Raw genomic sequence first — 13,882 nt, 5'->3', positions numbered from 1 at the left:
GCGCCGGACACGCGGACGCCGCCGTCCCCATGGGCGGGGCGGCGGCGGGCGGGGGGTCTCAGGCGATCAGGTGATGGGGGCCTCGAAGGCGGCGTCCCAGGTGAGGCGGCCGACGATGCCGTCGTCGTCGAGGCCCTGCTGCTGCTGGAAGCCGACGCACACGTCACGGGACTGCTCGCCGTAGGCGCCGTCCACGTCGATGGTCCAGCCGCGCTTGTCCATCTGGGCCTGCCAGGTGCGCACGTCCTCGCCGTGCATCACCGGCGGGTACTTCAGCAGCCGGCCGGGCCACTTCGGGTGCTGCTCGCCCGGGGGCTCGGGGTCGGGGTCGCCGCCGGGCCGCGGGGCGCCCTTCTTCACCCAGGCGTACAGCGCCGCGCCGGGGCACTCGGTGGCGTACCCGTCGCGGTGGCCCTTGATCTCGCGGCCGGCGCCGCCCTCGGCGCGCAGGTACTCGATCGCGTCGACGATGCCGTGCAGCATGGCGTCCGGCGGCTTGACCAGGCCGCTGTTGCCGACCAGGCCGAGCACGGCGTAGTGCCCCGAGTTGAGGCCGGGCCCGTTGGCGGCGGGCAGGCGGCGCGGGCCCCTGCCGACGAACACCTTGCGGTGCGGGCAGGCCACCATCGAGTAGCCGATGTCCATCCAGCCGTTCCCGTTCATGTGCTGGTTCTGGATGGACTTCACCATGGCGACGCACTTGGCGTGGTCGTTCACGATGGCGGGGTCGACCCGGCCGCCGGTGTAATGCACCTTGACGCCCTTGGTGGACGTGAGAGTGGAATAGGAGCCGCGCGGGGCCCGGGCACCCCAGGCGCTGCGCGATACGAGGTCGATGGCCACGAAGGTTCTCCAGGGGGAAACGGATATTTCAGACTTATAACCCACCGTCCCGGGCCGGGACCCGCAGACCGCATATAACGGCAAGCAGTGGGCCGAATCCGAATGACTACCCTAGCCATTGCCACTTACCCCTTTGCACGCCTTGACCGATGTACAGAGGCGATATGCCGATATCGTCGGTGACGGGCGGCGCGGCCGGACGGCCCCCTGGCGCGGCCGGCGGCGGCGCGGGGTCGTGCTCCTCGCCCCAGAACGGGCCGGACAGCCCGAGGCTCCGGAACAGCGCCCGCGCCTCGTCCGGGGTGCGCCTGCGGTACTCGCGGGTCAGCCGCCCGGCGTACCAGCGGGTGGCGAGCAGCCACAGCGTGCGCATGTCCAGCAGCACCCCGCGCGGGTACCGCGTCTCACGCAGCCACCGGCCCACGTGCTCCTCCGAGCAGAACAGCGACTGGTTCGCGCAGGCGAACACCACGTCGTCCCACATGCGCGGGATGGGGACCAGGAAGTGAGCCGCCAGGGGCAGGGCGGGCGGCGTGTCGGGGCACACGTCCAGCGCCAGCGCCCGCCCGCAGCCGGGGCAGTGGGTCGCCACCAGGCACGGCTCGCCCACCAGGGCCGGGATGGCGAACGAGTCCCACGCGCAGCCGCCCCACCACTTGACCCCGCTGCTCGCCACCACGAAGCCGAGCGGGACCGCCGACCACGGGTGCGCCATCACGATCCGCCGCCGCTCGCCGTCCAGCACCAGCAGATGCGCCTCGTGCAGCGCCCGCAGCGCCTCCAGCGCCTCCTCGGGCCCGGTGCCGAACGCGGCGGCCACCTCCTCGGGGGACGGAGGACATCCCCGCTCGGCGAACCGCCGGTAGACGAACATCCGCACGTCTGCCAGATCGAGCATGCGGGGGACGATACCCACTCTGACCTTTGTCGATGCGGCTCCGTACCGGCCGATGGCGGCATAGCCGGGACCGGCCGCCGGATACGTAAACCATCCGATGTGCCACACAGACCCCCAAAGCACAATCGGCCACGTGGTCACCCCGACACCCGCAGCACCGGGACTCGTCACCTACCGCCGCTGGACCGGCGTGGTCCCCGCCGAGACCGGCGTGACCACCTATCGGGACCCGTTCGGCACCGAGGCCGGCACCTGGCCGTACACCCGGTGGACCTCGGGCGAGGTGGAGATCGGCTTCCCCGCCACCCAGCTCGTCCCCTCGTGGACCGCGTCCGCGCCGAAGGGCTCGTGGCTGCGGGTGGAGCTGCGGCTGCGCACCGAAGCCGGCGAGCTCACCAAGTGGTACGACATGGGGCGCTGGGCCGAGGGCGGCGACGACGTGCACCGCACCTCGCTGCCGGGGCAGGGCGACGAGCACGGCGACGTGGCGGTGGACACGTTCGCCGCCACCCGGCCGGTCACCGCCTACGAGCTGCGGCTCACCCTGCACGGCGCCGGGGCGTCGGTGCGCGGCGCCGGGGTGATGGCCTCGGCGGTGCCCAACCGGGCGTCCGTGCCGCCGAGCGAGCCGGGCGAGGCGCGCGGCGTCGAGCTGGCCGTGCCGCCGCGCTCGCAGCGCGTCCACGCCGGGCACCACCCGCAGTGGGGCGGCGGGGGCGAGGCGTGGTGCAGCCCGGCGTCCATGACCATGGTGCTGCAGTACTGGGGCCGCGGCCCTGAGCCCGTCGAGCTGGCGTTCGTGGATCCGGCCGACCCGTGCCCCGCCGTGGACCACGCCGCGCGCGACATGTACGACCACAGCTACCAGGGCACCGGCAACTGGCCCTTCGGCGTCGCCTACGCCGGCCGGTACGGGCTGGACGGGTTCGTCACCCGGCTGCGGTCGCTGCGCGAGCTGGAACGCTTCATCGCGGCGGGTGTGCCGGTCATCACCTCGCAGTCGTTCAAGGAGCACGAGCTGCCCGGCTCGGGGTACTCGACCCGCGGCCATATCATGGTGGTGACCGGGTTCACCGCCGAGGGCGACGTGATCGCCAACGATCCGGCGGGCCCGTCCGACGGCACGGTCAAGAGAATCTATCCGCGGGCAGCGTTCGAGAACGTCTGGTTACGCGGCGCGGGCAGCGCGGGAATCGTCCATGTCGTGCATCCGAGTGACGTTCCGCTCCCACCTTCAGAGGGCAACTGGTGACTTCATCTCCCATCACGGCCGCCGATGTCGCACGCGTGGACGACCGCCCCCAGTGGGTGGAGATCGTGCCCGCTCCCGGCGGCGAGGAGATCTGGTGGGACGAGCCGCGCCCGGCCGAGGGCGGGCGGCGCTGCGTGGTGCGGCGCGACCCGTCCGGCGCGGTGCGCGACGTGCTGCCGCCGGGGTGGAACGCCCGCAACCGCGTGGTCGAGTACGGCGGGCGTTCCTGGCGCCCGCTGCCCGGCGGCGGGCTGGTGTTCACCCACTGGGACGACGGGCGGCTGTACGTCCTGCGCCCCGGCGGCGAGCCGGAGCCGATCACCCCGCCCGGCCCCGCCCGGTACGCCGACCTGGTGGTGCGCGGCGGCGAGGTCTGGTGCGTGCGCGAGACCGGCGACCGGCGCGACATCGTGGCGGTGCCGCTGGACGGCGGCGCGCCCCGGGTCGTGGTGCGGGCGCAGCACTTCGTGATGAACCCGCGGGTGTCCCCCGGCGGCGGGACGGTCGCGTGGATCGGCTGGGACCACCCGGCCATGCCGTGGGACGGCACCGAGCTGTGCGTGGCGCCGCTGCGGGCCGACGGCACCGCCGGGCCGCACCGCGTGGTGGCGGGCGGGCCCGAGGAGGCGGTGGCGCAGGCCGAGTGGCGCGACGACGGCGCCCTGTACGCGGTCACCGACCCGGGCGGGTGGTGGAACCTCCACCTGGTGCCGCTGGACGGCGGCCCGGCGCGCAACCTCGCGGAGATGCCGCTGGAGTTCGGGGACGCCGCGTGGAAGCTCGGCCTCACGTGGTTCGCCCCGGCGGGCGGGCGGGTGGCCGTGACGTACGGCACACCGGGCGGGCGGCGGCTCGGGGTGCTGGACCCCGGCGCCGGCGAGATCGCCGACGTGGGCGACCCGTACACCTACTGGGCCCCGACGCTGTCGGTTTCCCCGGACGGCACGCGGGCCGCGGGGGTGGGCGCCACGCCGTACCGGCCCTACGAGGTGGTGGTGACCGACCTCGTCACCGGGGCGCACGAGGTGGTGTCGCCGCCGAAGGCGCTGCCGCCCGCCGGTGCGCTGCCCCGGCCGCAGGCGCGGATGTTCGGCGGCGTGCACGCCCACGTGTACCCGCCGGCCGGCGACGGCCCCGCGCCGTACGTGATCTTCGTGCACGGCGGGCCGACCGGCGCCAGCCCGCTGGTGCTCGACCTGGAGGTCGCGTACTTCACCAGCAGGGGCATCGGCGTGGCGCAGGTCAACTACGGCGGCTCCACGGGGTACGGCAGGGCGTACCGCGAGCGGCTGCGCCACCAGTGGGGTGTGGTGGACGTGCGCGACAGCGAGACCGTGGCGCGGGGGCTGGCCGAGGCCGGGCTCGCCGACCCGGCGCGGATCGCCGTCCGGGGCGGCAGCGCGGGCGGCTGGACGGCCCTCGCCGCGCTGACCCACAGCGAGGTGTTCCGCGGCGCGGTGGCGCGGTACGCCATCACCGACCCCGAGGCGTGGGCCGGGGAGACGCACGACTTCGAGTCCCGCTACCTGGACGGCCTGATCGGGCCGCTGCCCGAGGCGCGGCGGCGGTACGAGGAACGTTCGCCCCTGCTGCACGCCGCGCGGGCGTCCGGCCCGGCCCTGCTGCTGCACGGGCTGGAGGACGCCATCGTGGACCACGGGCAGGCGGAGCGTTTCCTCGCCGCGCTGGACGCCGCGGGCGGAAGATGGGCCTACCTCACGTTCGCCGGGGAACAGCACGGCTGGAGGAAAAAGGAGACCATCGTCGCGGCACTGGAGGCCGAGCTCGCCTTCTACGGGCTCATCTTCGGCTTCCCCACTCCCGAGGTGCCGCCGCTCACCCTGAGAGGACGAACGTGACAGAGGTGGCGGGCATCTGCTCGGACCTGCTCAGAATCAACACCACCAACGACGGCACGCCGGGAGGGCCTGGAGAGCGCCCGGCGGCCGAGTACGTCGCCGAGTTGCTGGCCGGCGCGGGCGTCGAAGCGGAGATCTTCGAGTCCGCGCCCCGCCGCACCAGCGTCGTCGCGCGCATCCCCGGCGACGACCCGCGCGGCCTGCTGATCCACGGGCACCTGGACGTCGTGCCCGCCGACCCCGGCGAGTGGCGCACGCACCCGTTCTCCGGGGAGGTCGAGGACGGCTGCGTGCACGGCCGGGGCGCGGTGGACATGAAAGGCACGCTGTCCATGACGCTGGCGCTGGTCGGCAAGTGGGCACGCGAGGGACGGCGCCCGCGGCGGGACGTCGTGCTGGCGTTCCTCGCCGACGAGGAGGCGACCGGCGAGTACGGCGCGGGCTACGCGGTCACCCGGCGCCCGGAGCTGTTCGAGGGCTGCACCGAGGCCATCAGCGAGAGCGGCGGCTTCAGCGTCACCGTGCCCCGCGGCGCGCCCGGCGGCCTCGACGGAGCGTCCCCGGACGGCGGGCCGCTGCGGGTGTACCCGGTCGCGGTGGGCGAACGGGGCACGGCGTGGATGAAGGTGACGGCGCACGGCGTGGCCGGGCACGGGTCCAAGCCGCCGGTGGACAACCCGGTGGCCGAGCTGTGCCGGGCGCTCGCCCGCATCGCCGACCACCGGTGGCCGGTGCGGCTCACCCCGGCGGTGGCGACGCTCATCGCCGACCTCGGCAAGGCGCTCGGCACCACCATCGACCTGGACCGGCTGGACGCGGAGGCCGAACGGCTCGGCCGGGCGGGCACCCTGTTCAAGGGCGTCATCCGCAACTCGGCCAACCCCACGATGCTGAACGCCGGCTACAAGGTGAACGTCATCCCCGGCACCGCCGAGGCGCAGGTGGACGGCCGTTTTCTCCCCGGCTTCCGCGACGAGTTCCTCGCGACAATCGACGAGCTGCTCGGCCCGAAGATCACCCGCGAGTTCGTCAGCTTCGACGACGACGTCGCCTCCCCCACCGAGGGCCTTTTCGACGACCTGTGCGCCGCCCTGCTGGCCGAGGACCCCGCGGGCCGCCCCGTGCCCTACGTCATGACCGGCGGCACCGACGCCAAGTCGTTCGCGCGGCTCGGCATCCGCGGCTACGGCTTCGCCCCGCTGCTGCTGGACCCGTCGCTGGACTACTTCGGCATGTTCCACGGCGTGGACGAGCGCGTCCCGGTCGCCGGCCTGGAGTTCGGCGTCCGCGTGCTCGACCGCCTGCTCACCGCCCCCTGACCGTCTCCGGTCGCGCGGAACCGCGCCGGGTCCCCGGCGCGGTTCCGTCATCGGTCACCCGCGCGGCTTGAGCACCGCGTCGATCAGGTAGACGGTGGCGTTCTTGGTCTGGATGTTGCCGCACAGCACCTTGGCGTCGTTCACCTTGAAGTCCTGGCCGGAGCCGCTCGTGGTGATCTTGCCGCCCTGCACGGAGGTGAAGTTGCCGTTGGCGAGGTCGGACGGGCTGAGGCGCTTCTGGACGATGTGGTACTTGAGGAGCTGGTCGAGCACCTGCCTCTCCGCGAGCACCCTGTCGAGCGTCTCCTTGGGGATCTTGTCGAAGGCCTTGTCGACCGGCGCGAAGACGGTGATGTCCTCGGCGGAGTCCAGCGTGTCCTTCAGGTCCGCCTTCTCCACGGCCCTCGCCAGCGTGGACAGCTCGGGGACCTGCGAGAGCGCGGTGCCCGCCGGCTGGCCGGCGAGGTCGGCCGGGCTGCCCGGCCCGGACTGCGGGAGGCTGCCGCAGCCGGGCCCGACGGGGGCGACACCCGGCGAGGTGGTGGGTGACTCGGTGGGCGTGGTGGTCGGCGAATCGGTGGGTGACTCGGTCGGCTGGACGCGCGCCCCGGCCGCCGCCGGCGCGTAGGACGTCCCCGTGCCACCGCCGGTGGTGGCGGCGGCGTACGTGGCGGAGATCGACAGGGTCGCTGCCGCTATCGGAAGGGCGAGAAGACGATATTTCATGGCGTCTGTCCCTTTGTGGTGTGGTGAACGGCCACCATGGTGAGTGACCAGGTCCCCGGACCGGCGGTGGCCGGCTCGCAGGGCGGTGCACATGACCGTCAGCCCCCTGACGGCCGGCGACCTCGATCGCACCGGCGGGTGGACTCCCGCCGCCTCACCCCACCCGTACCCCGCCACCCGCGGCACCCCCCGGCTGCGGTGTCGGCCTTTGACCCACCCCGGGCAAGCGTCCTCCGGACCTCGACACAACGGCCCGCTGATCTGGCACCGCTATACACCCACAGGGGATTTGAAGGGATTTGCGCCTTTCGCCGGGTTCTCTAGTGGCAGCCCGTCCCCGCGTCCTCCCCGTACGTGTCGTGGTAGGGGAACTCGTTGACGTACCTCTGCCGCCCGAGCGGCGTCAGATCGAGGTAGTTGTACGTCGTCAGCACCGTCTCAGGGCCTCGCCCGAAGGTCGAGTAGGTGTGGAAGACCCGCTCCCCGTCCCGCAGGAACACACTGGCCCCGTGCCCGTCCTGGTCGTCCGCCGCCAGGAACAGCAGCCCCTTGCTCTCCAGCGTCGCCTTGTCCATGTAGTTGTACTCGACCGGCGCCACCGCCTCGTCGTTGGTCGCGTGGAAGTCGTAGTTGAAGTCGCTCCCGTGCGAGGAGTACCACGGCACCCCCCACCCCATCCGCCCCTTGAACCGCTCGATCTCGGCGTACGGCGCCCGCGACACCAGCACCAGCGTCGTGTCACACGCGTGCAGATGCCGCAGATCTCCCACGTTGTCCACGAGGAACGAACAACTGCCGCACCCCTGCCCCGTCCCCTTGACCCACATGAAGTGATAGACGATCAACTGCCGCCGTCCCTCGAACAGGTCGGGCAGCCCCACCTTCCCGCCCGCCCCCTCGAACACGTACTCGGTGTCCACCTCCACCATCGGCAACCCCCGCCGCGCCGCGTTGACGGCGTCCCGCGCCCGCGTCACCTCCTTCTCCTTCTCCAGCAACGCCACCCGCTCCGCCCGCCACTCGTCCCGCGACACGACCCTGGGTAACTCCATGACCATCCCCTCATCACCGTCGGCCAGATCCTCATGACACCCCGCAGGTGGCCGGCCGTCCAGGGTCCCCGGTCGATTCTGGGGTCGGTGTCACGTCCCTGGCATGACCGCGCTACCCGGAGGCAGGCGGCGGGAGCCGGTCCCCGCGTTCCTCGCACAGGTGGCCGGTGTAGGAGAGCAGCAGCCCGACGACGGGCAGGGTCACCCGTACCTCGATGTGGAAGCGAGGGGCGGGGGCATGGAGGTCACCGGGCTCGACGCGCGCACGCGCCGACACCTGGGGGGCCACACGAGCGGGGAGCCGGACGCGGAGCGGGCCGGCGCCGAGGACGGTCCGGGTCTGGGTGACGGTGACCTCGCCGGGGCCGGCGGTGGTGCGGGTGTGGAGAACCAGGAGGCCGTGGCGTTCCCTGCCGTGGGGGCCGGTGCGGACCTGGGTGGTGGTCAGGCGGTAGGGGCCGATGTGGCGGACCCAGCGCTCCGTGAGCGGCCGCGGTCCGGTACCGGCGGGGCGGCGGTGGACGACGACACGGGCAGGGCGGCGGTGGACGACGACGCGGGCGGGGACGGGCTCGCCGGTGCGCGGCAGGCGCAGCAGGGCGCAGAGGGCGCCGGCGAGGCGGCTTGTGCCTCGCCGTACGGAGAGCTCGCCCGTGCCGGTCACCGTCTCGGTGCCCAGGTGGAAGCGACGCATCCAGTCTTCCGACTCGCCGGTCATGATCCCGGTATCCCCCGCCGCCGCGACTGCGACGCGGGGCGGGGGCGGCGGGATCCGGCGGGCGTGGTCTCTTCGCCCGCGGACCCCCCGTTCACCGGGTGGGATTCCCTGTCAGAGGTAGGAGCCGGTACGGCCTGAGTAGACGCGTGCGCCGGAGTCCCACTCGCCGTAGGCGTAGGAGGTGACGTTGGCGTCGTTGACCATGAGGGTGTAGCAGCTCGTTCCGCCCTGGGGCACGCTGCAGGTGTAGGTCCGGCCGTCGCTGTTGCGGATGATCCGGGCGAAGGAGACAAACGTGTCGTTCACTCGCCACGGGGCGTTGCTGATCCGGGCCCACGCGGCGCGGCACGCCCTGCTGTAGCGCAGTTCCAGGATCGCCTGGCCCAAGGTGAGGCTGTCCACGGTGCGGGCGTCGCCCGAGCAGTTGCCCTGCGGGTCGCGGCCGTCGCACGCCGACCCCGAGCAGACCAGGGCTCCCGCCGAGGCGGGCGGCGCGGTCAGCGTCGCCCCGGCGAGCAACGTCGCACCGAGGAGCCCCGCGGACACCAGCCTGGAGAGTTTCACGTCATTCATTCCTTCCGTAGTCCGCGGCCGCGACGAGGGCCGCGATCGTCCAAGCGGACCTCCGGTTCCGAGCCGCGAACAAAGGGAGTAACAACGGCCGCGAAAGCGCGCCGATCATTAGCCTCACCCTGTTTTCCGGACTGATGCCCCGGAGGCCAAACCAACGTTTGCAATATGGCGCAATACCTGGCAATAAAACAGCGGCAAATGGGATGATGGGCCACAGACATCCACCTGAGCTGCCGTTTCGCACGCTGCCTGGGATACGGGTGGGACATGTCCTCGGCGAGTGGGCGACGGGTCCGGCTCATGTCGCACGGGGAGGAAACGGATCATGCGTACGGGGGAAACGGAGAGGTTCGCCGCCCGGATGCGGTCGCTCAAGAATCGGGCGGACGTGAGTTTCGAGGAGCTCGCCAAGCGCACGGGAGTGAGCAGTTCCAGCCTTCACCGGTACTGTTCGGGGGCGAAGGTGCCGTCCGGCTACGGGGTGGTGCACGCGTTCGGCAGGGCGTGCGGGGCCAGCGGGGACGAGTTACGGGAGCTGCACCGGTTGTGGGCGGTCGCGGACGCCGGCCGGGACTCGTCCGCCGGGACGGGGCAGGAGGAGGCGCGGGAGGAGGCCGCCGGGGCGCGGTGGCGGCCACGGGTGCCCGTGGTGGTGACGGTCCTGCTCGCCACGGCCGCGGTGACCGCGGTGACCTTGTGGTGGACGGGGCGGGAGCCGCAGGCCCCGCGGGTCATGGGGGGTGTGGTGCCCACGGCGACCTCGGCCACGGTGCGGGTGTTCAACGTCGAGGGGGACTGCGGCACGCGTGCCGAGCGGGTGCCGGCGTGCAGCATGGGGCTGGCCAGGGATCCGCGGCTGGACTACGACGCGGGGAACGTCGTGGCGCACCGGGTGTGGCACGACGATCGGCTGCGGGCGGACTGCGTCCTGTACGACGGGGAGCGGGTGGCGGACGAGACGGGGGTCGGCACCACGCGGTGGTTCCGGGTGCGGGTGGGTGACGCGCCGGGCGGGGTGGCGTGGCTGCCCGCGGTGCGGACCAAGGACCAACCGGCGCTGCCCGCGTGTGAGTGACGCCGGGGCGCCCCGGCCGGTCCCCTCCTTCGGCCGGCCGGGGCGCGATGGCGGTGCGGTCAGGTCACCGGTCAGTGGAGTCGCGGGTCCAGGGCGTCGCGCACGACGTCGCCGAGGAGGAGGAAGCTCAGGACGGTGGCGGTGAGGAACAGGGCGGGGAACAGGAGCAGGTGGGGGTACTCGGCGAAGAACGACTGGGCGACGTTGAGCTGCAGGCCCCACGACACGTCGGGGTACTGCAGGCCGACCCCAAGGTAGTCCAGGACGGCCTCACCGGAGATGACGTTCCCCACATTCAGCATGGCGACCACGAAAACGGGCGCCAGGGAGTTGGGCAGGATGTGCCGCACCATGACGCGGACGTCGCCGGCGCCGAGCGCACGGGCGGCCTGCACGTAGTCGGTGTCCCTGACGGCGATCACCTGGCCGCGCATCAGCCGCGTCATGGTGGTCCACCCGAGCAGCACCAGCACCAGTGTCATGGCCCAGATGCCCTGGCCGGGGAAGGCGACCAGCACCACGGTGGCGCCGAGCACGAACGGGATGCCGAAGAAGACGTCGGTGACCCGGGAGACGACGGCGTCGAGCACCCCGCCGTAGTACCCGGCGAGCAGCCCGAGCACGACCGCGATGAGCAGCGCGAACACGGTGACGGCGAGCCCGATCAGCACCGACGCGCGGGTGCCGTGCACGATCTGGGACCAGTAGTCGCAGCCCTGCAGGTCGTACCCGAACACCGCGCCGGGGCCGGGCCCGCGCTTGGAGTCGCGCAGGTCGCAGCCCTCGTTGGGGCCGAGCGCGGCGAACAGCGACGGGAAGGCCGCCATGGCGAGCGCGACCAGCAGGATGGCGGCCGACACCCAGAACAGCGCGCGGCGCCGCAGCTCCCGCCACGCGTCGTGCCACAGGGAGCCCGGCGGTTCCCCGCCGCCGGGCACGGTGGACTCGGCGGCGGCCTTGACGTCAACCACGGCGGATCCTCGGGTCGAGCACGCCGTACAGCAGGTCGACGAGCAGGTTGGCCACAATGAAGATCATTACCAGGAGGGTGGTGACGCCGACCACCACCGGGCCCTCCTGGAGCTGGATGGACTGGAACACCTGCTGCCCGATGCCCGGCAGGTTGAAGATGCCCTCGGTGACCACGGCACCCGCCATGAGGTTGCCGAAGTCCACGCCGAGGTAGGTGACGACGGGGATCAGCGAGTTGCGCAGCGTGTGCCGGCCGACCACCCGGGACCGGCGCAGGCCCTTGGCGGTGGCGGTGCGCACGTAGTCGGCCCGCAGGTTCTCCACCACGCTGGTGCGGGTGAGCCGCGCCACGTACGCCAGGCCGAACGACCCGAGCACCATGCCGGGCAGCAGGTAGCTCACCGGCCACCCCTCGTCGGTGCCCGCGGTGGGGAACAGCCCGAGGTTCAGCCCGAGCACGATCTGCGCGGTGTACCCGACGACGAACACCGGGACGGCGATGACGAACGTCGTGCCGGCCAGCACGAGGGTGTCGGCGAGCCTGCCGCGGCGCAGCCCGGCGAGCACGCCGAGGCCGACGCCGACGACCAGCTCGAACACCCACGCGGTGAGCGCGAGCTGCGCGGTGACACCCCAGCGGTCCTGGAGCAGCTCGGCGACCGGCTGCCCGGTGAACGTCTCCCCGAGGTCGCCGCGCAGGAACACCCCCGCCATGTACAGGCCGTACTGCACGATGAGCGGCTCGTCCAGGTGGTAGTGCGCGCGCAGCGTGCGCACCACCGACTCCGGCAGCGGCTTGTCCCCGGCCAGCGCCAGGATGGGGTCCCCCGGCAGCGCCCACACCATGGCGTAGATGAGGAACGTCGTGGCCACGAACACCGGGACGGCCTGCAGGAGGCGCTGCGCGGCGTACCTCACCCGGCGCCTCCGGGCAAGGACCCCGGACGGCCGGCCGGGGTCCTCGTCGCGGGCATGCCTACTTGACCGAGATGGTGTCGAGGTTGGGGCTGTAGGCGTCGATCCGCACCCCGGTGACGTTGGACGAGTACCCGGCCTGGTCCTGCCAGTTCCACAGCGGGATCATAGGCATCTCGGCGAGCGCGACGTCCTCGGCGCGCTGGTAGAGCGGGATGCTCGCCTCCATGCTCGGCGCGGCGTTGGCCTGCGCGATCAGGTCGGTGAACTCCTTGTTCTCCCAGCCCATCCGGTTGCCCGCGCCCCACATCGACTCCAGGTAGTTCTGCGGGCTCGGGTAGTCCATCACCCAGTTGTTGCGGTACGGCCCGTCCTCCTTCTTCTCGCGCAGCGTCGAGAGGTAGTCGGAGGCGGGGATCTTGCGGAACCTGATGTCGGCGATGCCGAGGTTCTGCTTGAGCTGGTTGGCGACGGCCGTCATCCACTGCTCGTAGCTCGGGTCGGCGTTGGAGAAGTACAGGTTGAGCGTGCCGGAGAACCCGCCCGACTTGTCGTACAGCGCCTTGGCCTTGGCCGGGTCGTACGTGCACGCCTCGCCGCACGCGCCCTCGCGGTAGCCGGGCACCAGCGGCGCCACCAGCGAGCCCATCGGCTTGAACGCGCCGTTGAACACGGCGTCCACGATGGCCTGCCGGTCGATGGCCATGGACACGGCCTTGCGCAGGTCGGCGCTCTGGAACCGCTTGTCGAACACCGGGAAGCCGAGGTAGTCCATGGTGCCGCTGGCGGTCGGCACGAACCGGTCACCGAGCAGCCGTTTGGCCTCGGGGGCGCTGGCCGGCGGGATGGTCTGCAGCAGGTCCACCTTGCCGGCCCGCAGGTCGGTGTAGGCGGTGTCGCGGCTGGCGTAGATCCTGAACAGCACGCCGTCCGCCTTGGCGGGCCGCGGCCCGGCGTACCCGTCGAACCTCTTCAGGGCGATCTGCCGGTTGTGCTGCCATTCGCCGTCCAGCGCGAACGGCCCGTTGCCGATGGGCTTCTGGTCGTAGGCCTTGAGGTCGGTGAACGCCGCCTTCGGCATCGGCGCGAAGCCGGTGTAGGCCAGCGTGATGGGGAACTGGCTGAACGGCGCGGTGAGCGTCACCTCGAGCGTGGCCGGGTCGACCACCTTCAGGCCGCTCAGCTTGTCGGTCCCCGGTGTGGCACCCTCGGCCTCGGGGTTCAGCTTGTCGTAGCCCTCGACGTTGGCGAAGTAGTAGTTGTTGGTCCAGGCGTTCGGGCCGTACGCGGCGGCGTTCCAGGCGTCGGCGAAGCTCTGCGCCGTGACTTCCTCGCCGTTGTGGAACTTCTGCCCCGGCTTGATCTTGATGGTCCAGGTCTTCTGGTCCTGGCTGGTCACCGACTCGGCGGCGCGCATCTGCGGGCTGCCGTCCGGGCCGATGACGACGAGCGTGTCGAAGACGGCCTGCAGTACGGTGATCGAGTAGCTGCTGGAGGTGTTGCCCGGCGTGAGGTGGTCGGGCTCGGTGAGCGCGACAGAGAACCGCTTGGGACCCTGGTCACCGCCCCCTGAGCCGCCGGAACCACCGGAACCGCCACACGCGCTCAACGCGAGCGCCGCCGCGAGGAGGACGGCGGCACCTCGCGCGTTGCTGACGACCGTCACTTTTCCTCTGCCTC

General features: G+C 72.2%; 13 protein-coding genes. 4 read left to right on the top strand and 9 right to left on the bottom strand.

Annotated features, from left to right (window positions below):
• Nucleotides 1-66 precede the first annotated feature (66 nt).
• Together ABGB17_RS00635 and merB are read right to left on the bottom strand one after the other, a co-directional pair.
• A complete protein-coding gene (locus tag ABGB17_RS00635) occupies nucleotides 67-843 on the bottom strand; it encodes an N-acetylmuramoyl-L-alanine amidase (protein ID WP_347625673.1) in 777 nt (258 codons plus the stop codon).
• 106 nt (nucleotides 844-949) lie between these two features.
• A complete protein-coding gene (gene merB, locus ABGB17_RS00630; protein WP_347625672.1) occupies nucleotides 950-1,741 on the bottom strand; it encodes an organomercurial lyase in 792 nt (263 codons plus the stop codon).
• A gap of 133 nt (nucleotides 1,742-1,874) precedes the next feature.
• On the opposite strand from merB, the gene ABGB17_RS00625 reads away from it, so the two are divergent.
• The 3 genes from ABGB17_RS00625 to ABGB17_RS00615 are packed head-to-tail and all read left to right on the top strand — an operon-like array spanning nucleotide 1,875 to nucleotide 6,171.
• A complete protein-coding gene (locus ABGB17_RS00625) occupies nucleotides 1,875-2,993 on the top strand; it encodes a C39 family peptidase (protein ID WP_347625671.1) in 1,119 nt (372 codons plus the stop codon).
• Complete coding sequence (locus ABGB17_RS00620; RefSeq protein ID WP_347625670.1) at nucleotides 2,990-4,852, top strand: prolyl oligopeptidase family serine peptidase; 1,863 nt, start codon at nucleotides 2,990-2,992, stop codon at nucleotides 4,850-4,852. The genes ABGB17_RS00625 and ABGB17_RS00620 overlap by 4 nt, the downstream gene beginning before the upstream one ends.
• A complete protein-coding gene (locus ABGB17_RS00615) occupies nucleotides 4,849-6,171 on the top strand; it encodes a M20/M25/M40 family metallo-hydrolase (protein WP_347625669.1) in 1,323 nt (440 codons plus the stop codon). The genes ABGB17_RS00620 and ABGB17_RS00615 overlap by 4 nt, the downstream gene beginning before the upstream one ends.
• Before the next feature lie 54 nt (nucleotides 6,172-6,225).
• Here ABGB17_RS00615 and ABGB17_RS00610 read toward each other — a convergent pair whose 3' ends face one another.
• The 4 genes from ABGB17_RS00610 to ABGB17_RS00595 all read right to left on the bottom strand — a co-directional run bounded on the left by ABGB17_RS00610 (nucleotide 6,226) and on the right by ABGB17_RS00595 (nucleotide 9,231).
• Nucleotides 6,226-6,897: a fasciclin domain-containing protein gene (locus ABGB17_RS00610; RefSeq protein ID WP_347625668.1), complete on the bottom strand. Its 672-nt coding sequence runs from the start codon at nucleotides 6,895-6,897 to the stop codon at nucleotides 6,226-6,228.
• A 320-nt stretch (nucleotides 6,898-7,217) separates the two neighbouring features.
• A complete protein-coding gene (locus tag ABGB17_RS00605) occupies nucleotides 7,218-7,949 on the bottom strand; it encodes a DUF899 domain-containing protein (RefSeq protein WP_347625667.1) in 732 nt (243 codons plus the stop codon).
• 112 nt (nucleotides 7,950-8,061) lie between these two features.
• On the bottom strand, nucleotides 8,062-8,667 hold the full coding sequence (locus tag ABGB17_RS00600; RefSeq protein WP_347625666.1) for a DUF4166 domain-containing protein: 606 nt from the start codon (nucleotides 8,665-8,667) through the stop codon (nucleotides 8,062-8,064).
• A gap of 111 nt (nucleotides 8,668-8,778) precedes the next feature.
• Entirely contained in the window at nucleotides 8,779-9,231 is a 453-nt protein-coding gene (locus tag ABGB17_RS00595) for a DUF2690 domain-containing protein (protein WP_347625665.1), read from the bottom strand.
• A 334-nt stretch (nucleotides 9,232-9,565) separates the two neighbouring features.
• Between ABGB17_RS00595 and ABGB17_RS00590 the strand changes: the two genes are divergently transcribed.
• Entirely contained in the window at nucleotides 9,566-10,315 is a 750-nt protein-coding gene (locus tag ABGB17_RS00590) for a helix-turn-helix transcriptional regulator (RefSeq protein ID WP_347625664.1), read from the top strand.
• A gap of 71 nt (nucleotides 10,316-10,386) precedes the next feature.
• Here the strand turns inward: ABGB17_RS00590 and ABGB17_RS00585 are convergent, their stop codons facing one another.
• From ABGB17_RS00585 to ABGB17_RS00575, 3 genes are read right to left on the bottom strand one after another with little or no spacing between them, the layout of a single operon-like run.
• Complete coding sequence (locus ABGB17_RS00585) at nucleotides 10,387-11,286, bottom strand: ABC transporter permease (protein ID WP_347625663.1); 900 nt, start codon at nucleotides 11,284-11,286, stop codon at nucleotides 10,387-10,389.
• Nucleotides 11,279-12,205, bottom strand: coding sequence for an ABC transporter permease (locus ABGB17_RS00580; RefSeq protein WP_347625662.1), 927 nt, complete (start codon nucleotides 12,203-12,205; stop codon nucleotides 11,279-11,281). The genes ABGB17_RS00585 and ABGB17_RS00580 overlap by 8 nt, the downstream gene beginning before the upstream one ends.
• A 58-nt stretch (nucleotides 12,206-12,263) precedes the next feature.
• Nucleotides 12,264-13,868 carry an ABC transporter substrate-binding protein gene (locus ABGB17_RS00575; protein ID WP_347625661.1) on the bottom strand — a complete coding sequence of 535 codons (1,605 nt, stop codon included), beginning with the start codon at nucleotides 13,866-13,868 and terminating at the stop codon, nucleotides 12,264-12,266.
• Between the last annotated feature and the right edge of the window lie 14 nt (nucleotides 13,869-13,882).

Origin of the sequence: Sphaerisporangium sp. B11E5 (genome assembly GCF_039871875.1) — a bacterium.
Lineage (GTDB): Bacteria > Actinomycetota > Actinomycetes > Streptosporangiales > Streptosporangiaceae > Sphaerisporangium.
Note: the sequence above shows the minus strand (reverse complement) of the source record. Positions and strands in the feature narration are given on the sequence as shown.